We start from the raw sequence: 24407 nt of genomic DNA on the forward strand, positions 1-24407 counted from the left end.
ACATTCAAATCCCAAGCATAAAATATACAGAAATTGATTCTGACTAAATAAAAAAACCAGCCCGATAGTACTGGTTTTTTAGCAAATTCGAATTAGAATTTTGGATCACGCATTTGTACCAGTGTACTGTTGGCTTTAGCTAAGCTATCTGTAATTTTACCCATGACAGCAGGAATCAAGTTCTCAGCCATTTGAGCCGCCTGTAAACCTAGTTTTTCACCCAAAGTTGGACGTTTACGCGTATTAATCACATAAATATCATGCTTGCCAAGCAAGCTTAATAAATACTCATCAGAGGTTTGCAGTTTGTCCACCAAATTCAACTCACGTGCATCCTCACCATACCAGTGTTCACCCGTTGCCACTTTTGCAACGTCCAACTGCGGACGATATTTTTCAACGAAGTGTTTAAATAGTGAATGTGTCTGCTGTAACTCTTCTTCAAACTTCGCTTTACCTTCTGGGGTATTTTCACCGAACATGGTCACAGTACGTTTATACTCACCAGCCGTGTAAAGTTCAAAATCGACATTATGCTGCTTGAGCAAACGATTGAAGTTTGGTACTTGTGCAACCACACCAATCGACCCAACAACTGCGAAAGGCGCAGAAATGATTTCATTGGCGATACATGCCATCATATAACCGCCACTTGCCGCCACTTTATCTACACAAATAGTGACATGGAACCCTGCGTCACGTAAGCGCACCAACTGAGCTGCAGCCAGACCATAGCCATGCACCATACCGCCTGGGCTTTCCAGACGAACCACAACACGGTCATGCCCTGCTTTCGCAGTTGCCAAAATCAAAGTAATTTCTTCACGAATGGTATCAACAGCGGAAGCCTGTACATCGCCCTTAAAATCGAGGACATAAATTTTTTGATCATTCTTTTTACGAACTTTCGCTTCTTTCGCTAATTGTTGAACCAGCTGTAATAACTCCAGACGAGATGCTGTAGTTTGCGCAATTTTTTTTCTTTGTTCATTCACACGCGCATTTAAATGACTAATACGTATTTCAGCAGGAAATTTAGGTAAATGGAATAACATAAAGTATGTGCTCTATAAGTTCGGCATTATTTACCTAAGATGTGGTCTGCTCAATAAAAATTCAATAGCGATTTTGCAAAATAGACTCATTTTCATCGCTATAACAAAAAAGGGCCCGCAGGCCCTTTGATTGATCTGATCCAGATTAACCAAAACGCCCTGTAATATAAGCTTCAGTTAACTGATGATCTGGTTGAGTAAATACTTTTTCAGTCGAGTTCACTTCAATCAAGTCACCCAAATGGAAATAAGCAGTACGGTCAGAGACACGCGCCGCTTGTTGCATTGAGTGCGTTACAATTGCAATCGTAAATTGTTCTGACAACTCAGAAATCAACTCTTCAATTTTTGCTGTTGCAATTGGATCAAGTGCCGAACATGGTTCATCCATCAAGATCACTTCCGGGCTCACGGCAATGGTACGCGCAATACATAACCGCTGTTGCTGACCACCTGACAAACCTGTACCTGGCTGGCTTAAACGATCTTTAACCTCATCCCATAAGCCTGCTTTACGCAAGCTATTTTCCACGATTTCTTCTAAATCATATTTATCACGTGCTAGGCCATGCAATTTAGGGCCATAAGCAACATTGTCAAAAATAGACTTTGGAAATGGATTTGGCTTTTGGAACACCATGCCCACTTGAGCACGCAGCAACACCACATCAAGGTTTGGATCATAGATATCTTGATTATCTAAAGTGACCTTACCCGTCACGCGACAGCTATCAATAGTGTCATTCATACGATTCAAGGTACGCAAGAATGTCGATTTACCACAACCTGATGGACCAATGAAAGCAATCACTTCATTTTGGTAGACATCTAGGTCAATCCCTTTAATCGCTTCAGAATCACCATAGTAAACATGAACATCTTTGGTACTGATTTTCACTTCACTGGTTTTTGGCTTTTTATTCGAAGCAGCCGTTTCGAACTGAGAAACAAATGCCGTGTTCGATTGCTGAACTTGCCCTTCAGGTGAAGTAAATTCTGTTTGCTGTGGATTCACTGATTTATCCTTTTCTACGGCGTTCATAATATCAATCGTATTCATTGTACTCTCCTCTATTACCAACGCACTTCAAATTTCTTACGGAGCCAAATAGCAAGGCCGTTTAAACCAATCATGAGTGCAAGTAATACAATAATCGCTGCTGCGGTACGTCCTTCAAAGAAGTTACGCAATTCATTACCTTGCCATAAATAAATTTGTACAGGTAAGGCCGTTGCTTGATCCAGCGGTGTGGCAGGGATATTGGCAACAAATGCACTCATCCCAATTAACAGTAATGGTGCTGTTTCACCCAAAGCTTGAGCGACACCAATAATTGCCCCAGTTAAAATACCTGGCAATGCTAATGGCAAGACATGATGGAAAATGGTTTGTACTTTTGATGCCCCAAGACCAAGTGCGGCTTGACGAATCGATGGCGGTACGGCTTTTAATGAGGCGCGTGTGGTAATAATCACAGTAGGCAAGGTCATTAAGCTAAGCACCAGCCCCCCCACCAATGGTGCAGATAGCGGTAAATGCATCCAGCCAATAAAGATAGCAGCACCTAACAAACCAAATACAATCGAAGGAACCGCAGCCAAGTTGTTAATGTTAACTTCAATGATATCGGTCATCATATTCTTGGGTGCAAATTCTTCAAGATAGATTGCACTCGCAACACCAATTGGAATCGAAATGGCAATAACAATGAGCATCATGAATAACGAACCCATGAAAGCACCAGCCAAACCACTTGTTGCTGGCGAACTTCGTGAGTCTGGACTGACAAATAAATTGGTATTAAAAGTACTCTTGATGATTCCTTCTGCTTTCAATTTATCTGCGAGTTGACGTACCTCAGGTTCAAGTTGCTGCTGATCATCTGGCAATGAACGATCAATATTGCCTGCTAACCAAACATCCACATTGGCATCAGCCAAGAATTTGATCTCTTGCTTACTGCCAACTAAAGCTGGATTTTTCAATACCATATCACGTAAACGATAGGCCTCAGAACTGGTATATAAACTGCCCAAATAATCGCGCTGAGATTCTAAAGTTTTATCTTTCGCCACCATACCATTGACGATTAAAGCATCCCAGTCCACCATCCCCATCTCAGTTTGCCAAGCCACAAAACGCTCTTCGAAATGTGCAGGTGTTTCACCTGGCGTTGGTTTTGGTTTTGCACCAGCATTGATAATGGCTGGGTCAAAATAGATAGGTACCGTAATACTGTTTTGCCAAAAGGCAGGTAAACCTTTACTTAAAATACTACTGAAGAGTAAAGCAACAAAGGCTAGACCAATCACAACTGCGGAGAAACCCGCAAAACGAAATGTTTTTTCACGGCGATGACGCTTGGCTAAAGAGCTTTGAATTTTTCTTTTGCGCTGTTCACGTTGTTCAGCAGCCACTTGTGGATCTAAGCTATTCGGATCCAGAGAAGTTGTATTTGATGAACTCATTCGTATTGCTCACGATATTTACGCACGATGTACAGTGCAATAATGTTTAAACCCAACGTGATGACAAACAACGTCAGACCAAGGGCAAATGCCACCAGTGCTTGTGGGCTGGCAAAATCAGTATCGCCAGTTAACTGGTTCACAATCGTCACTGTAACCGTAGAAACTGCTTCTAATGGATTAACGTGTAGTAATGGGCTATTTCCGGCAGCGAGTACCACAATCATGGTTTCACCGATTGCACGGGATGCCGCTAATAAAAATGCGCCAACAATCCCGGGTAATGCGGCAGGTAAAACTACCTGACGAATCGTTTCTGATTTTGTTGCCCCTAAGCCCAGTGAACCATCACGTAACGCACGAGGAACTTGCGTAATAATGTCGTCAGACAGTGATGAGACAAACGGGATAATCATAATCCCCATCACAAAACCTGCGGTGAGTGCACTGGTTGCATTAATATGTAATCCAACATGCTCCCCCAGCATTTTGAAGAATGGACCAATAATCATCAGTGCAAATACACCATAGACGATAGTTGGAATACCCGCCAACACTTCAATCGCAGGTTTAGCCCAAGAACGTAAACTTGATGATGCATATTCAGCCAAGTAGATTGCAATCATTAAGCCAATCGGCACGGCCACAAGTAAGGCTATACCACTCACCATCAAGGTGCCCCAAATTAAGGGTAAAATGCCATAACTGCCTTCTGCATTGCCTGATGTACTGAAACCTGGATTCCATTCAGTCCCGAAAAAGAAATCAAATGGACTAACAAAACGGAAAAAATGCAAAGCTTCATTCAACATTGATAAAACGATTCCGATCGTTGTCAAAATCGCAACACCAGAACACAGGATTAAGCCGACATTAATGGCTTTTTCAACTTGATTACGTGCACGGAATTGCTGGCTCACATGACGTTTTGCCCAGACCAAACCTGCAAGAGCTGCACTGATCACCACTGCGATCTTTGCAAAAGAACCAATCGTTTGAAATTTTGCCAGTTGTTGTGCTGCTACAATCTCATAAGCTGCAGGCTGGTCAGTCACCCCAAAACCAGATGCAATTGCCTTTACTCGACTGGTCAAGACATCGCGCCCTGCACCATCCAGAGTCGAACTTACAGAAGCTGGGATATTATTGAAAATAATATGTTGTAAAACGCTCGGTTCTACCAAGTTCCAAATGATCAAAATTAAAAAAGCAGGAACACCACACCACAAAGCAACCAATGTCCCATAATAACCAGGGCGAGAATGTAGTGCTGCTGAGTTATTTCCCTTACCTGCTAGGTTACGGCTTTTGCTCAGCCCGATTTGATATGCAATGGCCACAAGGGCTAATAACACACCGATAAGTAGCAGATTCATGTAATCTCCACTGTTTTCTCAATTTTCATGATTTGAAAAAACTTAGCTAGACAAAAAGGCTGATGAACCTAAGTCTCACCAGCCTCCCTTTTAACAATGTTACTTAACTGATTTACCGGCTTTGAAATCAGCAAGGATTTTGGCACGCTCTTTGTCGCTTAAAGGAATCAAGCCCGCTTTTTCTAACTTAGAACCTTTACCAGAAATTTTCTTGTTCAAGAAGAATTCTGCATATTGAGATAAGCCCTTGATCGATTTCAAATGTTCGCCTTTTACATAGAAAAATAACGGGCGAGAAACGAGATAGCTACCATCCAGTACAGTTTTCTCAGACGGTGTTACACCGTTCACTGTTGCTACACGTAACTTATCACGGTTTGAATCATAGAAACCTAAACCAAACACGCCCACCGCACTTGGAGAAGTTTTTAAGCGAGCAAGTGTTTCAGTATAGTCACCTGAAATTTCAATCACACGACCGTCTTTACGGAAGTTAGAGCATGCTTTCTTTTGCTCTTCTTTATCCAGGTTTTTAAAGTAATCAAATGATTCACAACCCGCATCGATCATTTTTTCTTGGAATACTTCACGAGTACCATGGTTTGATGCAGGAATAACCAAAGTAATTGGTTCATTTGGTAGTGATTTGTCGATTTGGTTCCAAGTGGTATATGGGTTTGGAACTAATTTACCATTTGAAGGTAATTGTGCTGCCAATGCAGTGAATACATGAACAGGTTTTAGTTTATATGCCGCTTTTTTTACATTTGAAGCGAATACAATCCCGTCGTAACCTACTTTGATTTCTTGTACTTGGTTTACGCCAGATTTTTTACACGCATCAAGCTCTGTATCTTTAATTTTACGCGAAGCATTTGCGATGTCGATGGTGTTATCGCCCACACCTTGACAGAATTGTTTCAAACCACCACCTGTACCGCCTGAGCCAACAACAGGTGCTTTAAACTGAGGGAAAGTATTGCCAAACTCTTCAGCAACAATACTTGCAAAAGGTAATACAGTAGATGAACCAGCAATTTGAATCGTTTCACGAGCTGCATTTGCAGTCGTTACAACAGTTGCCCCTGATACAGCTAATGCAATTGCGATGTGACGTGGATTTAAGCGCATTCTATTTTCTCTCATTTATGCAATTTGGTTTACAACTCTTTTCAAGTTAAGTGTTGTACTTTGGTTAACTGCATTTTGAGCAGATAATATGACAATTAAGTGACAACTTTATGACGCTTTTGTGATAGCCATTTTTCACAATTAGCTTTTGGCAAGTTATTCGTCACAAATGCTTGTTTTTCACTCCACTTTTGCAGTAAAGATGTTTTAGAGTCATTTAAAACAGATGATTAACAATTGATTTTATTGATAAATATAAAACTTAACATATATCTTTCTTCACAGAAAGCACCTTAATAACTGTGACTAGTTTATATATGTTTTATGACAATTCTCTATAAAAAAGGACAGCTACAATGCTAAATCCTGTCACAATTGAAACACAAATGCTGATTCGTAAACCCACCACCCAAGTTTTTACAGCCTTTATTAACCCTGAAATCACGTCAAAATTCTGGTTCAGTGCATCGACTGGTAAATGGCAAGGTGTTGAATGGACATGGAAAAAATATCAGCTTTCAACACCCATCTTTGTGAGGAAAATCATTAGCAATGAATTGATTCAGATTCAGTGGGGTGAACCGAGCAGTACCGTAGACTTTATCTTTGAAGCGATCAATGACGATCAAACCTATCTCAGAATTCAAAATTATAATATCCCCTTACAAGGTGATGAGCTGATTGCCTTTATTATTGATAATACTGGTGGCTTCACTACTGTCGTAGATAGCTTGAAAGCCTATTTAGAACATGGGATTCAACTCAATCTAGTTCAGGACAAGTTTCCACCCTTCTAGATCGATACAACATCGATGCAATAAAAAAGGCACATAACTGTGCCTTTTATGATTTATAAATTGGATTGCACTTCAGGTAAAACGACTATTTTTTTACGGTATTTAAAGAAATACATCGCTGCCAGAATCGCGAGCCAGATCGGACCAAGAATCACAGCCAAGCGCATATCAGGTGTCATGGCCATAATAATCAGAATGAAACAGACAAAGCCAATGGTGAGATAATTACTCCATGGGCTCAAGATGCTTTTAAACTTGGTTTGATGCTGCTTGAGTCGCATGGCCTTGCTAAATTTTAAATGCGTGACAGAAATCATTAACCAGTTGATCACCAGTGCTGCAACCACCAACATCATAAATAACTGAAATGCTTGACCTGGAATAAGATAGTTCACAACCACACAGATCGCTGTAATCGAAGCAGAAACTAGAGCCGCAGGCACTGGAATACCACGCGCATTGACTTTTTTCAGTATGGCAGGCGCATTACCCTGCTCAGCCAAACCGTGCAGCATACGACTATTACAATAAATACAGCTGTTATACACAGACACTGCAGCAATCAGCACCACAAAATTCAGCACATTGGCAACACCATTACTGTTCAGCGACTGGAAGATCAACACAAATGGGCTACCCCCTTCCGCTACCATATTCCACGGATAAAGGCATAGAAGAATCCCGATTGCACCAATATAAAAGATTAAAATGCGGTACACGATCTGATTGACTGCTTTCGGAATAGTGGTTTCAGGTTTTTTGGTTTCTGCTGCTGCAATCCCAATCAGCTCAAGTCCACCAAAAGCAAACATGATCACCGCCAGTGCCATAATAAAGCCATGCGTACCATGTGGGAAAAAGCCACCATGCTGCCATAAATTGGCAATACCAGCTTGAGGACCAGCCGAGCCGGAAAGCAATAGATAAGCACCAAAGCCAATCATACTTAAAATCGCAACAATCTTGATACAGGAAAACAGAAACTCAGACTCACCAAAGAATCTAACGTTCACCAGATTAATTCCGTTAATCAAGATAAAGAAAATCAAGGCAGTCAGCCATGTGGGCACATCTGGCCACCAAAACTGAATAAAGGTACCAATCGCACTCAACTCTGCCATACTGACCAATACATACAGCACCCAATAATTCCAGCCTGACATAAAACCAGCCATTCTGCCCCAGTACTTGTTGGCAAAATAACTAAAGGAACCACTGACAGGCTCTTCCACCACCATTTCGCCTAAATGGCGCATAATTAAAAACGCAATCACGCCTGCAATCGCATAACCTAATAAAATAGACGGTCCTGCCAGTTTGATGGTTTGGGAAAGACCTAGGAACAGCCCCGTCCCAATCGCACCGCCGAGCGCAATCAGTTGAATATGTCGATTGGACAGTCCTTGTTTTAACTCATGTGTATGATTTGCATCCATCAATTTATCTCCAATGTGTGTGTCACATCCTGTACACCTTTTTATGCAGCGCTGAATCCGAAGCTCAACATCGAACTTCGAATCAGATGCGCTCTCTTATGAATTTATAAATTTGAAGATTTTTCACTTTCCTTCAGATCAGAAGGAAATCGCTTTTTTACACGGCAATGCTTGGGCGCGTTGCTTTAATATTTCATAACCGCGATCACCATAATCAAAACGCGCAATCACCGACGCAAATTTTTTCAAGCTGGATGGGGCATCCATGGCAGGTAGTTTGAGTTCAATAAAGCTCATTCCGTCGAACTGATGCATATTGTCCAAGACCTGCTTTAACTGCCCTACGGTTTCTACGACACAACTTTTATAGTCTTGACTGCCATTAAACACCCGAGGAATCTCAGTATAATTCCAGTCCTGGATATCGTTATAAGCCGCATTTTCCCCCATGATTAAACGCTCAATGGTATAGCCGCCATTATTGAGTAAGAAGATAATCGGCTTTAATCCATGACGAATAATGGTCGAAAGCTCCTGCACAGTGAGCTGAAATGAGCCATCCCCCATAAATAGAATTTGACGGCGTTCAGGTGCCGCGAGCAAGCTACCCAACAAAGCAGGCAAGGTATAACCGATAGAGCCCCAAAGTGGTTGAGCAATATATTTTGCCGTTGCAGGTAACTTTAGCCCAGACAAGGCAGAGTTAGATGTCCCCACCTCACCAATAATCACATCATCTTCTTTTAGAAAACGTTCAACATAGTGCCAAAGGATGTCTTGACTGAGTTTTTGCTGTTCTGGCACATCTAGGGTCTGTTGTACTTGCTTCTCCAACATCGGCTGAGCTAACTTCCGTGGAGCAACTTTTTTATTCAGCTCCACCAGCAGTTGTCCGATTTCAATACCTGGAAAATCCTGCCCGAAAATCGTCAAACTATAAGGTCTGATTTCAATATAGTTTTCAGGGGCGATTTGATGGGTAAATACTCCTGTTCCGACATCGCTGAAACGGACACCGACACCAATCAGACAGTCGGATTGCTCAATGGTATGACGTACATGCGGCTGACTTGCGCCACCGACATAAGTGCCTACATAACGGGCTGAACCTTCATCCATAATATTCTTAGCGGTCAGCATACTGGCAAAAGGGATCGCACATTTTTGTGATAAATCACTAAGCAACGAAGTCACCCCAAAAACCGAAGCTTCATTATCAATCAGTAGCGCTGGACGTTTGGCTTGTGCAATCACTTCGCACAGTTTGCTCACCGCACTTTGCAACAACTCTGGCTCAACCGTTGGATAAGATAAATCGAGTGAACGTTCTGTAAGCTCAATTTTGACGTGCGTGATATCTGATGCCAATTGGATATGTACAGGACGACGTTCTAGAAAACATTGACGTAACACCCGATCAATTTCAGAGACGGCATTGGCTGGTGTCAGGCGCGTTTGGGCAACGGTAAACTCTTTCATGCAGTTCATGATGTTGTCATAGTTACCATCGATCAGGGTGTGATGGACTAAGGTCCCCTTTTGAACGACATGCAGAGGTGGAGTCCCTGAAATATGTACTACAGGCACATTTTCAGCATAAGCGCCTGCAATACCATTCATCGCACTTAAATCACCGACCCCATAGGTCGTGGTCAAAGCAGCAAAACCATTGATTCGTGCATATCCGTCAGCTGCATAAGCCGCATTTAATTCATTACAGTTACCGATAAATTCAAGTTCGGCATCGGCCTCAACTTGTTCGAGATAAGAAAGGTTAAAATCACCAGGTACGCCAAACAGATGCTGGATACCCATTTGTTTGAGACGAAGATTTAAAAAATCACCGATTTCTATGAACATTGCTTTATATCCTTTCAAGTCAATTTTTTATTCCATAGAAAAATAATATTTCATCTACCTGTTAAATTTCGTGCATAATAAAAACGCATTTTAATAAAAATACAATATTTGTGTATCATAAAAGGATTTTATGCAATGGATAAGTTCGACTGGCAAATCATTCAGGCCCTACAAAAGAATGGACGGCTCACCAATCAGGAAGTTGGAGATTTAATCGGTTTATCTGCTTCACAATGCTCTAGAAGAAGACAACTGCTTGAACAAAAAGGCGTGATTTTGGGCTATGCAGCACGCATTCATCAACAAGCCTTAGGCTTTGAGGTGACGGCTATGATTCATATTAATTTAAGGATCCACGAAGCAAAATCACAACAAGCTTTTCAGGATTTAATCGAAGCAGAAGACCATATTCAAGATGCTTTTTCAATCAGTGGCGATGCCGATTTTATCTTAAAAGTCGTTGCAGAAAATCTGGAACAATTGTCCCAGTTCGTCACGGAACGGTTATTGTCTTATGGCTTTATCGGGCATATAAAATCTTACATTGTGTTAAAAAAAATAAAAGAACAGAATCACTTCCTTAGCAAATCCAAAAATCATAACTATCATCCAGCCACTTAAACCAAGTGATTGAACAAAATAAAAAAGGCGGATATCACATCCGCCTTAAAAATAAGCTCAGTTAAAGTTTATTGATGTGTCGTGTTTGCCCAACGGTATTCTCCAACAAGCCTTCTATACCAAATTCGGCACCGACACCAGACATTTTCCAACCACCAAAAGGTGCATGAGGTACAATTTCAGCATGGGTATTGATCCAGACTGTGCCGCACTGTAATTGTGAAGCATAAAACTCTGCAGCATCTAGATTAGAAGACCAAATTGAACCGCCCAACCCGAATTCACTGGCATTCGCGCGTGCGATCGCATCATCAATGCTGGTATATTTTAGAATCGGCAACACTGGGCCAAACTGCTCTTCTTGTACGACGCGGCATGTTTCATCCAGTCCTGTGAGAATAGTCGGTGCAATAAAATAGCCCTGTTCAGGTAATGCTTGATCACCCGATAAAGCATTCGCTCCCTGTACAATCGCATCAGTGATCAAGGCTTTGACTTTCTGGTATTGCAACTGGTTTTGCACTGGCCCGAAGGTCGTTTCAGATGCCATGCCATCACCGACAACCTGCGCATTGGCAATATCAGCCAGTTTTTGTGCCAAAGCCTCATATTGGCTTTCATGTACATATAAACGTTTTAAGGCTGCGCAGGTTTGTCCAGCATTTAAGAATGCGACGTTAAAAATTCGATTGGCAATTTGGTCAAGATCGGCATCAGGTAAAACAATTCCTGCATCGTTGCCACCCAGTTCTAAGGTCAGGTGCTTTAAGGTTTTTACGGCTCCAGACATAATGTGCTGACCCGTCTTGGTCGAACCTGTAAAAACAACTTTCTGGACATCAGGATGGCTCGACAAAGCCTCACCAATATCACCTTTACCTACCACGATTGAAATCACGCCCGCGGGCACTTCTTGCTGGATGATTTCGCACAGTTTCAAAGTCGCTAATGGGGTAAATTCAGACGGCTTATTAATCACCACATTACCCGCACGCAAAGCAGGCATAATATGCCATACCGCAATCATCAGCGGCCAGTTCCACGGCGTGATTGAAGCCACCACACCCAAGGGCTGATAATGGCGTTCAATTCGCTTCTGTTCGCTGTCTTCAATAACATCAACTGGCAGCTCTAGACTTGCGGTATAACGTGTCCAGCCAATTGCACCCTGTACTTCCATTTGAGCCAACGCCAATGGTTTGCCCTGCTCGAGTACAATCAGTTCAGCCAAAGTTTCAGCATGTTGCTCAATCCCATCCGCAATCTTATTCAGTATGGTTTTACGTTCCTGATGGGAACTGTGTTGCCAAGATTTAAATGCTTGTTTTGCTGCATCGATGCTCTGATTCACTTGCGCAATCGAAGCTTGTGCACATTGTGCTGCAACTGCACCTGTCGCAGGATTGATAATCTCAAGTTCGCCTGCTTCACCCAGACAAGATTGACCGTTAATAATGAGTTTAAATGGGTTTTGCATATTCAAGTGTTGCATACCTTGTTCCTTCTATTCATTGTAATCATGATTTTTGCCTTATCTAACCTACGCGGTTGCAAGTACAAAATGGATGACATCTATCCATCAAAATATTGAGCATCTATCACTACAATATGGAATTTGTGCATCACAGTTTATGCATAATTATTTCTGATTGAGATTTAAAATGCACATTTTGTGCATAACAGCGACATTTTTCTACTGAGTTATTATAAAAAAGCATCGTATTAACTCTGGACAGAATCTATCTAAACAGCAAGTCAAATGCTCTTCCTTCTACAATGCCAGTTTCAGGCATTGCATCAAAAATTTCAGCCCAGCTTCTGCGTTCTAAAAGTTACGACACTTCATTCAATTAATTGAAATTTCTTAGAACAGCTGGCTTCGTTATATTCAATACAAATAAGCCAGAAGATAACAAGATGAATAGCAAAGTGATCACAAGCTTTAATCCTATAGATTTGCCCGTACATATGACGTTTTCAGAGCACGATTGGCAACTGCTTGCTCAGCACTGGTACCCCATCGCGCTTGCCCGTGATATTTCGGAACAGCCAACAGCAGCCATGTTGCTGGATATGCCATTGGTGATTTACAAAATGGCAGATGAACTGATTGTTGCAAAAGATATTTGTCCGCATCGCGGTGTGCCCCTCAGCTTAGGCCATAATGACGGTCAGGGCATCGTGTGTCGCTATCACGGATTACGCTTTGGGCATGAGGGAAAATGCAATCGCATTCCAGCACATCCACAGCATAAAATCTCTGAGCGCTTTCATCTCACCACCTATGCCGCCACTGAAAGGTATGGACTGATCTGGTGTTGCTTAGCTGCTCGCCCTGATGAGGAAGCGGTTATCCCCAACATGCCCTACTGGGAAGATTCAGACTACCAACAACTGGTATGTCCATTTGTCAATTTAAATTGCTTTGCGGGTCGCCAGTTAGAAGGGTTTATTGATGTCGCCCATTTTGCTTGGGTACATCCTGATACTTTTGGCGACCCTGACGATGTTGAAGTGCCAGACTATCACACCACAGAAACCAGTTATGGATTCAGTGCGGATTATGTCAGCAGTGTCGGTCGCTATCCGATCGGGACAGCGCAACGCGGGCAAGACAATTTTAACTGGCTCAGACATTTTGAAATCAGCCTGCCTTTTACGGCAACACTGACCATCCATTTCCCAAATCAAACTAAACAGGTCATCATGAATGCCGCTTCTCCCGTAAGTGCGCGACAAACTCGCCTATTTGCACCCATCTGCCGTAATTATGATAAAGATTTACCTGTTGAGGATGCCTATGCATTCAATTTACAGATTTTTGAAGAAGATCGCCTGATTGTCGAAACCCAGAAACCTGAATATCTCCCCCTGGATTTATCGATGGAAGCACACTTCCCCGCTGACCGTAGCTCAAGTATGTATCGTCGACTGCTAAGAAAAATGGGATTCAATCCAATTTTTGCGGCCTAGTCCATGCTTAAATTTAATCTTAAAATGCAATAAAAAAGAGGCCCCGAACGGACCTCTTTTTTATTTTGATGGATGTGCCAGACTGAAATTAATCAATCGCTGGAACATAAGTTCCCGCAGCAATTGCATCTTTAATACGATCAGCTTCAGCAAGCACAAGTGCAAGCAAGTTTTGAACGTTTTCAAGCGTTGCAACTGGGCTTAAAGTCGTCATTTTCAATGATTGAACATTACCTACTTTGGTTACACCAATATTCGCTTCACCACGAGCAAATAATTCATCTGCCACGTTTTGGTTTAAGCTATCGATGAACTCAGTAGGATAAGATTCTGGTACCACACGGAACAGGACTGAAGCGAATTGTGGTTCAACCAACAATTCAAGACCTGCAGTTGCTTTAATATAATCTGCAACTTCACGTGTTAATTTCACACCATGATCAATCATGGAACCATAAAGCTCTTCGCCTAATGCTTCAACCGTCATCCATAATTTCAATGCATCAAAACGACGTGTCGTTTGTAATGATTTAGACACAAGGTTAGGTACACCATGTTCTTCATCATAAGCAGAGTTTAGATATTCTGCTTCATAATGCATAAAGCGATAGTTTGCTTCGTCTTTCAACAAGAAAGCACCACAGCTAATGCTTTGGAAATAATGCTTATGGAAATCAAGCGTGATTGAGTCTGATAATTCAATACCATCTAACATTGCACGATGGTCATTTGAAAGAATCAGTGCACCGCCCCAAGCTGCATCGATATGCATCCATGAACCATATTTAGTGGTAATTTCACGGATTGTCTTGAGTGGATCAATCGCACCAGCATCTGTCGTACCCGCGGTTGCAACAACACAGGCTACGATTTTGCCTTCAGACTGAAGATGTGCCATGGTTTTTTCCAGTGCATCAACATCCATCTGTGCATTTTCATTCACAGGAACAGTGACAACAGACTGGAAGCCCATTCCCATCATGGCCATGTTCTTTTGCACAGAGAAATGTGCATTTTCAGAACAGATGACTTTGACGTTCTTCATCGCTTCTGCTGGGATACCATCGCGCTGAACCGACCATGGCTTGCCATTTTCGTCTTTCCAGTTTTTCGAGATACACCAGTCACGCGCCAGCAATACACCCATCAAGTTTGACTGTGTACCACCAGAAGTGAACACACCTGCTTGACCTGCACCATAACCCACTTTTTGACGAAGCCAATCAATGAGTTGTACTTCCATCAAAGAACCCGCTGGGCTTTGATCCCATGAGTCCATTGATTGGTTGGTTGCATTGATCAACACTTCCGCAATCTGGCTCATCACCATGGTTGGGCAGTGTAAGTGTGCAAGTGAATGTGGGTGATGTACTTTTAAGCTTTTGTTGAGAAAAAGCTCAACCATACGTTGTAATGATTGCTGTACACCTAAACCTTGTTTTGAAGGAGCAAAAGAAATTGCTTCGCGCAAATCTTTAATGCTGCCACCCGTGTACATTTTATCATTTTGCAACCATGCTGAAACGGCCGTTACCGCCTCGCCCATTGCTGACTGATAGTCAGCAATGGATTGAGCATCATTGCAGAGTAACGCTTTACGATGTTCTGCAAAATCAACCATGAATTAGCCTCGTACTGCTTTCAATGCTTCAGCAACAGCTTTCTTGAAGCGAGCAACCGCTTCTACGCACTCTTCTTGATTGATAATCAATGGGCAAAGTAAACGAATTACAGTACCGTTACGACCACCTTTTTCAAGCAATAATTTATTGTTGAAACAAGCCGTCTGGATCGCAGCAGCCAATTGAGCATCCGCAGGTAATGAACCCATATGGTCCGCAGGTTTACGCTCGTCAACGATCTCAACACCGATCATCAAACCACGACCACGTACGTTACCAATACATGGGAATTCTTGCGCAAGTTTCTTGAACTCGGCTTGTAAGAAATCACCACGCTCTTGCGCATTTTGAGCAAGGTTTTGTTCTTTGATCACTTGAAGTGATGCTAAACCTGTACCCATCGCAAGTTGGTTACCACGGAAAGTTCCCGTGTGACCTGCAGGCTGCCAAGCATCAAACTTGCGTTTAATACCCAATACTGCAAGTGGTAAGCTACCACCTACCGCTTTAGACATCACCACAACATCAGGCTCGATTCCTGCATGTTCAAAGGCAAACATTTTACCTGAACGTGCAAAACCAGCTTGAACTTCGTCCAAAATTAAAACGATGTTGTGCTTTTCAGTCACTTCACGGATTTTTTGCAACCATTTTACTGGTGCAGTAACAACACCACCTTCACCTTGAATCGCTTCAAGGATCACAGCTGCAGGCTTGGTGACACCACTTTCAACATCTTCAATGAAGTTTTCAAAGAAGTAAGTTAAAGCGTCAACACCTGCTTCCCCACCTAAACCAAGTGGGCAACGATATTCATGTGGGTATGGCATAAATTGCACGCCTGGCATTAAGCCATTCACCGCATTCTTGGCTGACAAGTTACCTGTCATTGCAAGTGCGCCGTGCGTCATACCATGGTAGCCACCAGAGAAACTAATCACTGTGCTACGACCCGTATAAGTTTTCGCTAATTTAATCGCTGCTTCTGTACCATCTGCACCAGATGGACCACAGAACTGTAGGCAATATTCTTCTTGACCACCTGGCAAATAAGCCAAAAGCGCTTCAGTAAACGCATCTTTTAAAGGAGTCGTTAAGTCTAAAGTATGCAATGGCAAACCACTTGCCAATGTGTCTTGAATACTTTGAATCACCGCAGGATGATTATGGCCCAAAGCCAATGTTCCTGCCCCAGCTAAACAATCAAGGTACTCTGTACCTTCAACATCAGTAACCCAACAGCCTTGTGCTTTTGCTATCGCTAACGGTAATTTACGTGGATAACTACGAACATTCGATTCCATCTGACTTTGGCGAGTCAGATAATATTCGTTAGTTGCATTAGCGGCAGGATTTACGGAAGTAACGCTCATATCGAATTACCATCTCTGATATGGGTAAAAGAAATAAGTCTGGTGACTTGCGGTCGTTTGACTCGGTGCTTTTTAGAATCTAGTGCAGACACTTGTTTATATCTTTCAACTAGGAGCGAGATGATACCTAATTTTGAAATAAAATAAACACTTTTTCTGTCTTAGCTGCATCTAAACGTATTGAAAAGATGTCTCATTCCAATCGTTATGATGAATTATCATCATACTATGTGACAAGCTAAAGAAAGTAAGCTTTTTTTAATCCTGCCTGCGTTTTTAGATAAATGGTCAAATCAATACATATAATCCTTTCATTTATAATAGTTTTTGTTTTATTTTTTAGTTGCAAAACACTGCTAATCCCTTACAAAGTCACCACAAAATATGCTGAAGTTCACCATCAGTTCTTTTTAATATCGAACGAGTAAAAATAATTTTTCGATACCCAATTCTAAGGACATTTTTATGCGTACTTTAGCACTTGCTACATTAATGATCGGGGCAGCATTAAGCCCAAACCTTTTTGCTCACGAGACTGAGAATTTGAACTACAACATCGTTAATATCCAGGCGGATGCCTCACGCCAAGTCGCCAATGATGAAATGCGTGCCGTATTATTTATTGAGAAAAGTAACAAACAACCTGCAGAGCTCTCTAGCCAGATCAACCAACTGATGAATCAGGCGCAAGCGATTGCCCGTAAATATCCACAAGTTAAAGTCGAAACAGGTGCACAAAGTACCTACCCGGTGTACGACAATGACAGCAATAAATTGAAAGAGTGGCGTGCTCGTGCTGAAATCCAGCTGGAAAGCAAAGACTTTAAAGCAGCAAGTCAGTTGATCAGCGAGTTGCAACAGAGTTTCCAAACTCAATCGGTTAACTTCACTGTCTCTGATGAACAGCGTAAAAAAGTTGAAAATGAACTCATGATTGAAGCATCGAAAAACTTCCAACAACGTGCTCAAGCCATTACCCAAGCATGGAATAAAGGCCAATATAATCTTGTGAGTTTAAACTTGAATACCAGCAATTATTTCCCGCAACCAATGATGCGTGGTGGCATGGCCAAGTTTGCAATGGCTGAAGCTGCACCAGCACAGGACATGGCTGCAGGTGAATCAAAAATCACGGTCAGTGCCAATGGTTCAATCCAGTTTAAATAAGTCAATATGGGTCGAGGGCGTAGTAGCGTATACGCCCTCTAAAATTGCGTGAGCAATATTTAATTTTTATCCAACGCTTCCAATTAGAAATAAATTGGTTGTTCTAAAGTTGAGTCTTATTGAATAACTAAAAAATATTAAAAACGATAGTCACCCTGATGAATTGCATCATAGATTACATGATCTATAGGGGAAAAATGGAGAGCTTTGGGCAATAGCACAAACAATCTATCATTGCCCACTTTTTCAGGATTAAAAGCCTCTTGTTTTAAACTATGCTTCTGATATTTAAATGTTGCCGTCGTTTCCACATTTTGCCGAATACGAACAAAAAGTGGGACCGCATAGTTCGGCAAATTGTCTTTTAAATGGTTTAACAGCACGCTTAATTTTATCTTGTCGATAGCAGATCCGCCTGCGAGTGTAATTGCGACCATCCCTGCGCGCCCATTCGTCCCCGCGATTTCAACACCATAGACCACTGCATCTTGCACAAATGGCAAACTGCTAATGATATTTTCAACTTCTGTTGTTGAGACATTTTCACCTTTCCAGCGAAAGGTATCCCCGGTACGATCGACAAATTGCGTATGACGGAAACCAATATTCTTGACCAGATCTCCTGTATTAAAGTAACAATCACCCTGTTTAAATACATCTGTAAGCATAGAACTCTGACTTTTACTGGCATCTGTGTAACCATCAAAAGGGGTTCTTTTGGTAATTTTACCAATCAACAGACCTGTCTCATTACGTTTAACACGAATTAAATGGCCTTGTTGATTGCGTAGCGGTTCGCCAGCCACCTCATCATATTTCACCACAGCATAAGGCATAGGTGAAAAGCCCATGGTATTATCAAAATTGAAAACATTGCTAAAACCAATGTTTCCCTCAGATGAGGCATAGAACTCCATCACCTGTTGCACACCAAAACGTTGCTTAAACTCCATCCAGATATTAGGACGTAAACCATTACCAATCATTTTAGTCAGTCGATGATTACTATCATATGCTGATGGGGGTGTCTCCAATAAATATCGGCATAACTCCCCAACATAACCAAAAGCAGTTGCCTGAAACGCAGAAATATCTTTCCAGAACGCAGAAGCCGAAAACTTACGCCGCAACGCAATGCCGGAATAACCAGCCAAAGCCGCCCCCCAACAGACCACCATCCCCGTTGCATGATAAAGCGGCAATGTAACATAAATAATATCGTCTTTATCAAGTTGCAAGGTATATCCGAAACCACCATAAGCTTTCATAAAACGGGCATGATTAAATATCGCAGCCTTTGGTAAACCTGTTGTCCCCGAAGTATAAATCAGAAATAAACCATCACTGCCACAAATACTATTGGTCGTAGCAGGGTTATGTTTTGCAGAATTTCTAATCAAATGCATCAAGTTTTGTGTATTTTCAGGTTCACAACCCACGTCAATACGAGTATCCGCATCCGCTACCCAATAGATTGCAGCCTGTGTCAATTCAATATTGTGTTGTGACTGAGCCAGTACTTCATACATTTCCTGCCCAACAATTGCTGCTCTTGGCTTAACCAGATTAATACTGTGTTCAAGTACTCGACCACTTTGTGAAGTATTAATCAGTGCAGCAACGCCCCCTATTTTGGCCAAACCCGCAACCAAAACCAATAATTCAGGCCGGTTTTCCATTAGAACAGCAACGACATCCCCTTTACGAAAACCCTGTGCCTTAAAATAGTTGGCAATCTGATTAGCCCAAGCATTAAACTCCTGATAGCTCAGTTTTACATCTTGATAAAGCACTGCCGTACCTTGAGGGTTTTTCTTGGCTGCCTTTTCTACAGCCCAGCCTAAACCAGTCTTGGACTTGGCATTGCTATTTTGAGTAATCAATAAGCCCTGCAACATTTTTGGCAGCTTCCTAGCAATAAATGGCAGCTGATAGGCAAAACGGTTTAGAGAAATGTAATTGGTCTTGCTCATGTTCTAACTCGATATTCTACAGATAGTAAAATGCCATTTGCTGAAATGACATCATTCAAAAGAAATGCATATAGATGCTGATGACGGGATTTGTTATAAACAACCATGTTCTGAATCTATGAAATTTGGCAAATCATGTGACTTCAACGATTGCCAAGGAAATCTCCCGAGTCGATGGCGTAATCGGTAAGAAACAGTTCCATGTAAATTTGTTGCAAGCCATCCGATTTGGCTTAATGGCGTTATTTTAAAAATCCAATATTGATCACGAATGGGATCAATAGGTTTTGGCATATCGATAGAAACATCAGCAGCAACGTGGCCTTCGCCATCATCGTAACCAAGTCTTACTAATATTTTCCCTGAAGAATCACATATCTGAGACTCACCAATCATTTCAGTTTGCCAGTTGACTACAGGCAGTAAAGGGGTATTGCATTGAATTTTTCCCACATGCGCAGCATGCGCCACGGGTACGCCAGTCAACCTAGCCACTTGTCCTGGTAATTGACGTTGTTGCTCGCGATACAACGCATGTTCCGCTCTCAAGAGGCGGCCTAGCGGGCCGTACCAATTCAAGGGCATTGACCACCAACACATACCACCAAGCACCAGTTGTACCTTTTCATTGCGCACACGGGCAGCTGTCCCCATACGGGCCCACTCCCAACCAGACATAAGGCCAACTTTGCAACCTAAGCTTTGGCATTCCACGACACCATTATCTTTGCCACCAATATAAAAGTTTTGCTCCCAGGCCGTAGGAATATCCTTGTCATGCAGATGCACGACCCCATTGGGTTCAGCTAACAGATAAGTGCCATACGTATGCTTCCCCCGAATCGAGAGGAAACCACCAGCCAGAACTACACCTAGTTCTCTTGCCAAATTTCTCATCAATTGAAATGGGCGGCCATCAATTGGCTGTGGCGTGGTTCGCAAGATAGGCGAATAAACATTAGGTGAAGTAAAAGCCTCAGGAACAACGATAATCTCGGGTGCATGTTCACGATTGGCGTCGCGAATTAAAGCCTCAACTCGTTTCAGATTCGCATCAACCTCACCCAGCAATAAAGATGGCTGAATTACTGCAATTTTCGTCATGCATTTTTCTCATCTAAGCGATTATCCATAATGTGCTTACACTTACACATCCAAAACCAGTCTGTCAGAGCGTGGCAGGCTGTTACAGGTAGTAATACGTGTATCAGGGCTAGCCTTATGCTCATCGAGGTGGGTCAAGCCTTCAAGTTTGTTACATACACACGCACGACACAGTCCTCTTTCACAGCCTGAGGCAATGTGAACCCCAGCTTGCCGAGCTGCTTCTAGTAAAGTTGTACCGCCATCGACAATAATCTCTACATCACTTCGCGCAAACCAAATGACATGGTCTTTGCCATCGGTCGGGTGCTCTACACTCGGTGCGGTAAAACTTTCAGTATGAAACTGTGTTTCAGGCAAACCCAAGTCTAATAGCATGGATTTTGACGCGGCGATGAATCCTGGCGGGGCACAAACATAGACTTCACGTTGCGTGATATCTGGCACCAGTGTTGAGAGCAGTTCAGGGCTTAATTTAGCCTGCTGCATCTGTCCCCGATGTGCATCTTCCGAATTGAGCGCATCACAGATAAACTGTACGTCAAACCCTGATGCATCAGCAATTTCACGTAGTTCATGTTCAAAAATAATTGAGCTTTCATTGCGGTTGAAGTACAACAATGTCCCTCGACTATCCGGCGCCTCGCGATGTGCTTTACGCAACATACTGATGATCGGGGTAATGCCCACACCACCCGCCAAAAACAATGATTGTTGTGGCACTTCTTTCATAATAAAATCGGGTGATGATTGCGGTGTACCGACGACAATCATTGTCGAATTGGTCTTGATGTGGCCATTGATATAGTTTGAAACCCGACCATCCGCAACGCGTTTAACGGTAATTTCCAGGCTATTCCCAGCATCAATACTGTCTTTTAATAAGCTATATTGGCGAACAAGCGATTGACCATCGACCTCGACACGGACTGAAATAAATGCGCCAGCTTCCCATGTCACCTCATCCCAGCCCAAAGGCTTTTGCAGATGTATTTTAAGGGCTTGTCCCTCAGCCTGTGGATAGGCCGCTACCACTTTAACTGGCACATTATAAAACGATGCTTTTTGTAAATAGGTCATGCTGTCGGGTTGTTTATAGCGAGTACCATAAGCAATGCGACGCAGCAGTTCCATCGGTTTTTTTAGAATTTTTGTCGGCTTCCCTTGTTCAAGTTCACCAGTTGGCAAAGTGAGTTTAAAAATATTTTTAATCATATAAGGAACAACCGTTTCAAACGGTGTCACGTTATAGGGCAGCCCATATTTTAAACAAAGCTGTTTAACCAGCGGTTGAATTTCACGTTGGCGATTACAGGGTAAATCGGGAAATAAATGGTGCTCCAGATGAGTATTTAAGCCGCCATAAAATACGTCAAATGGTGGCGGGTGATCAAACTTCACTTCTTCCGCAAGCAGTTTTTTAAAATAATTATCTAGGTCGGCATACGGCGTAAAATTACTGGTTGCTAAAATTTGACGACGGAAATATTCCTCTTCCGACTCATCACCAGGGTCACTAAATAATTCGACATTCGGGGCATGATGTTCCAGCAATAAAACTGCGGTAGTCAGAAAGTAGCCCAGTACCGTACTCGCATAATTCCCTGCAAAGGTCGGCAACACTCGCTTAGGGGAGACAGAAAGCGGTTCTTTTATAAAATTTTTTAAAGCATGTTGCTGAATAAGTTTAAACGATTGGGCTAAAGTCTCTTTACTTAACACACGACGCCCTTCTGTACGTGCAGCCGATGTTCCCGTGACAAAGGTAAAATAATAACTTGGTGTTAAAGCTATCGACCAGAGTAATGGAAATTGAATAATATTATGCCCATACCAACTCTGACCAGGTTTTAAACGCAGAAATGAATAGCCTATATCATGGTCTTTACCAACAATATTGGTAAAAGGATGATGATTTTGATGGTGCATCACACGCCATTCATGCGGATCTGCAACAATCTCCCACACCCAGCGCGCAGAATGGAATTCACCACAATTTGGCAAATGGTCATAACTACCATGCATAATGTTATGACCCAGTTCAGAAAACTCTAATAAGATATGCAACGCACCCAATACTGAGCCTCGCAGTACAGCATTGGGTTTTCCACCTTGTTGAATCAGCTTATCACTACGCGCTTTAATTGCTTTTGAATACGCAGCAACATTTCTGATATGAGCTAAATCTTCATCACCAACTTTTGCTTTAGTTGTATCATATAAAGCCTTTAACTCAAGGGCTAAACTTTGATTATTACTAGAGCCATCGTTGTGTGTGGCTAACATTTGCAACCTTCCAATCTAACTTGACAACATGGTCAAAGATATAAAGGATTGCATCACAAAAGAATGACTTTATAATAGAAAACATGACATTTCGTGACATAAGTATATGCAACATCACTGGGATTTTCCACGCCATATAAATGCTGTTCGTGTACTACTTGCCGTCGGGCAATCGCATGGTTTGACCGTTACACAATGTCTAAAAAATAGTGATATTACCCTTGAAGATTTATCGAAAATTCACCATGAAATTAATGTTCAGCAAGAATTTCAAGTATTACGTAACTTAATTGATTTATTAGGTTCTGAAATCCCTATAGGGGTTGAAGCTGGTTTAAGACATCATACCACCACCTTTGGGGCATGGGGGTTTGCCATTCTCAGTAGCCCAACCATCGAAGCAGCTTTACATCTCGCCTTAAGATATTTGCAGTTGAGTTCTTTTTTTTGCAAACTCGAAACCAGTAAAGTTGGGGAACATACTGTTATCACCTTTAATCATGATAGCTTACCGCAAGATTTGGTCTATTTTCTCGCTGAGCGGGACTACACCACCATCATGTCACTACAAAAGGATATATTGCCGCTCTCACTTCCTGTCATGGAAATTAATGTCGCTCTCCCCACTCCGGTGTATGCGGATCGATTTGTAGAACTGACAGGTTATGCCATTAATTTTGACCAACCTCGCAGTTGCATTATTATTGAGACCCGTCTGTTAAATTTACCTCTGCCTCAAGCCGATCACTTTACCCGTACCTATTATGAAAAAGAATGTCAAAATCTTTGGATACGTAGAAGTACCATCGGCAAGTTTAGCCAAAAAATTCGCAATATCCTGTTATTAAAACCCTCACAAATGCCTAATATAGAGGAGATAGCAACACAGCTTGAAATCACCGTTCGGATGTTACAACGGCATCTAGCAAGTGAAGGCATTACCTATGAGCGCTTAGTGAGTAATATTCGTGAAGATTTAGCAGAAGATTTACTTACCACAACAGAATTAACCATTGAAGAAATTGCCGCACAGTTGGGCTATTCTGAAGCTTCTGCCTTCTCTAGAGCATTTAAACGCTGGAAGAACGTTTCACCCAAATATTTTAGAGCTAACTCATCACAACTTTAAATGAATTATTTAATTTATATTGATTAACCAAGATA

The 24407-nt window shown here is 42.0% G+C and carries 18 protein-coding genes; 5 read left to right on the forward strand and 13 right to left on the reverse strand.

Annotated features, from left to right (window positions below; translation table 11 throughout):
- Nucleotides 1-92: 92 nt before the first annotated feature.
- From sohB to F895_RS03655, 5 genes are all read right to left on the reverse strand, one after another.
- A complete protein-coding gene (gene sohB, locus F895_RS03675) occupies nucleotides 93-1055 on the reverse strand; it encodes a protease SohB (protein ID WP_005243333.1) in 963 nt (320 codons plus the stop codon).
- Nucleotides 1056-1200: 145 nt separating this feature from the next.
- Nucleotides 1201-2115, reverse strand: a complete 915-nt coding sequence (pstB, locus tag F895_RS03670; RefSeq protein ID WP_005243335.1) for a phosphate ABC transporter ATP-binding protein PstB — start codon at nucleotides 2113-2115, stop codon at nucleotides 1201-1203.
- A 14-nt stretch (nucleotides 2116-2129) separates the two neighbouring features.
- Nucleotides 2130-3524: a phosphate ABC transporter permease PstA gene (gene pstA / locus F895_RS03665; protein ID WP_005243337.1), complete on the reverse strand. Its 1395-nt coding sequence runs from the start codon at nucleotides 3522-3524 to the stop codon at nucleotides 2130-2132.
- Nucleotides 3521-4900, reverse strand: a complete 1380-nt coding sequence (gene pstC / locus F895_RS03660) for a phosphate ABC transporter permease subunit PstC (protein ID WP_005243339.1) — start codon at nucleotides 4898-4900, stop codon at nucleotides 3521-3523. Before pstC ends, pstA begins: the two co-directional genes overlap by 4 nt.
- 99 nt (nucleotides 4901-4999) lie before the next feature.
- A complete protein-coding gene (locus F895_RS03655) occupies nucleotides 5000-6031 on the reverse strand; it encodes a substrate-binding domain-containing protein (RefSeq protein WP_005243341.1) in 1032 nt (343 codons plus the stop codon).
- Between the two features lie 356 nt (nucleotides 6032-6387).
- Here F895_RS03655 and F895_RS03650 point away from each other — a divergent pair, with 356 nt between their 5' ends.
- Nucleotides 6388-6828 (forward strand): SRPBCC domain-containing protein, encoded by a 441-nt coding sequence (locus tag F895_RS03650; protein WP_005243342.1) that lies wholly within the window; start codon nucleotides 6388-6390, stop codon nucleotides 6826-6828.
- Nucleotides 6829-6881: 53 nt separating this feature from the next.
- On the opposite strand, the gene F895_RS03645 is transcribed toward F895_RS03650, so the two are convergent.
- Nucleotides 6882-8264 carry an amino acid permease gene (locus F895_RS03645; RefSeq protein ID WP_005243343.1) on the reverse strand — a complete coding sequence of 461 codons (1383 nt, stop codon included), beginning with the start codon at nucleotides 8262-8264 and terminating at the stop codon, nucleotides 6882-6884.
- A gap of 138 nt (nucleotides 8265-8402) precedes the next feature.
- Complete coding sequence (locus F895_RS03640) at nucleotides 8403-10124, reverse strand: alpha-keto acid decarboxylase family protein (protein ID WP_005243344.1); 1722 nt, start codon at nucleotides 10122-10124, stop codon at nucleotides 8403-8405.
- Nucleotides 10125-10259: 135 nt separating this feature from the next.
- Here F895_RS03640 and F895_RS03635 point away from each other — a divergent pair, with 135 nt between their 5' ends.
- A complete protein-coding gene (locus tag F895_RS03635; RefSeq protein WP_005243345.1) occupies nucleotides 10260-10745 on the forward strand; it encodes an Lrp/AsnC family transcriptional regulator in 486 nt (161 codons plus the stop codon).
- A gap of 61 nt (nucleotides 10746-10806) precedes the next feature.
- Here the strand turns inward: F895_RS03635 and F895_RS03630 are convergent, their stop codons facing one another.
- The gene (locus tag F895_RS03630; RefSeq protein WP_005243346.1) at nucleotides 10807-12237 is read right to left on the reverse strand and encodes an aldehyde dehydrogenase family protein; all 1431 of its coding nucleotides are present in this window, start codon (nucleotides 12235-12237) and stop codon (nucleotides 10807-10809) included.
- Between the two features lie 425 nt (nucleotides 12238-12662).
- Here F895_RS03630 and F895_RS03625 point away from each other — a divergent pair, with 425 nt between their 5' ends.
- On the forward strand, nucleotides 12663-13718 hold the full coding sequence (locus F895_RS03625; RefSeq protein ID WP_005243347.1) for an aromatic ring-hydroxylating oxygenase subunit alpha: 1056 nt from the start codon (nucleotides 12663-12665) through the stop codon (nucleotides 13716-13718).
- An 88-nt stretch (nucleotides 13719-13806) separates the two neighbouring features.
- Here F895_RS03625 and F895_RS03620 read toward each other — a convergent pair whose 3' ends face one another.
- Nucleotides 13807-15339, reverse strand: coding sequence for a pyridoxal phosphate-dependent decarboxylase family protein (locus tag F895_RS03620; RefSeq protein ID WP_005243348.1), 1533 nt, complete (start codon nucleotides 15337-15339; stop codon nucleotides 13807-13809).
- A 3-nt stretch (nucleotides 15340-15342) separates the two neighbouring features.
- Nucleotides 15343-16713 (reverse strand): diaminobutyrate--2-oxoglutarate transaminase, encoded by a 1371-nt coding sequence (locus tag F895_RS03615; RefSeq protein WP_004652118.1) that lies wholly within the window; start codon nucleotides 16711-16713, stop codon nucleotides 15343-15345.
- 465 nt (nucleotides 16714-17178) lie between these two features.
- Between F895_RS03615 and F895_RS03610 the strand changes: the two genes are divergently transcribed.
- Nucleotides 17179-17880, forward strand: coding sequence for an SIMPL domain-containing protein (locus tag F895_RS03610; protein ID WP_005243350.1), 702 nt, complete (start codon nucleotides 17179-17181; stop codon nucleotides 17878-17880).
- A 137-nt stretch (nucleotides 17881-18017) separates the two neighbouring features.
- On the opposite strand, the gene F895_RS03605 is transcribed toward F895_RS03610, so the two are convergent.
- From F895_RS03605 to F895_RS03595, 3 genes are all read right to left on the reverse strand, one after another.
- Nucleotides 18018-19853 (reverse strand): long-chain-acyl-CoA synthetase, encoded by a 1836-nt coding sequence (locus tag F895_RS03605; RefSeq protein ID WP_005243352.1) that lies wholly within the window; start codon nucleotides 19851-19853, stop codon nucleotides 18018-18020.
- Between the two features lie 93 nt (nucleotides 19854-19946).
- A complete protein-coding gene (locus F895_RS03600; protein WP_005243353.1) occupies nucleotides 19947-20957 on the reverse strand; it encodes a carbon-nitrogen hydrolase family protein in 1011 nt (336 codons plus the stop codon).
- A gap of 42 nt (nucleotides 20958-20999) precedes the next feature.
- Nucleotides 21000-23243 (reverse strand): fatty acid desaturase, encoded by a 2244-nt coding sequence (locus tag F895_RS03595; RefSeq protein ID WP_005243354.1) that lies wholly within the window; start codon nucleotides 23241-23243, stop codon nucleotides 21000-21002.
- Nucleotides 23244-23349: 106 nt separating this feature from the next.
- Between F895_RS03595 and F895_RS03590 the strand changes: the two genes are divergently transcribed.
- Nucleotides 23350-24372, forward strand: coding sequence for an AraC family transcriptional regulator (locus F895_RS03590; RefSeq protein ID WP_005243355.1), 1023 nt, complete (start codon nucleotides 23350-23352; stop codon nucleotides 24370-24372).
- The last annotated feature ends 35 nt before the right edge of the window (nucleotides 24373-24407 follow it).

Origin of the sequence: Acinetobacter sp. CIP 64.2 (genome assembly GCF_000369645.1) — a bacterium.
Classification (GTDB): Bacteria; Pseudomonadota; Gammaproteobacteria; order Pseudomonadales; family Moraxellaceae; genus Acinetobacter.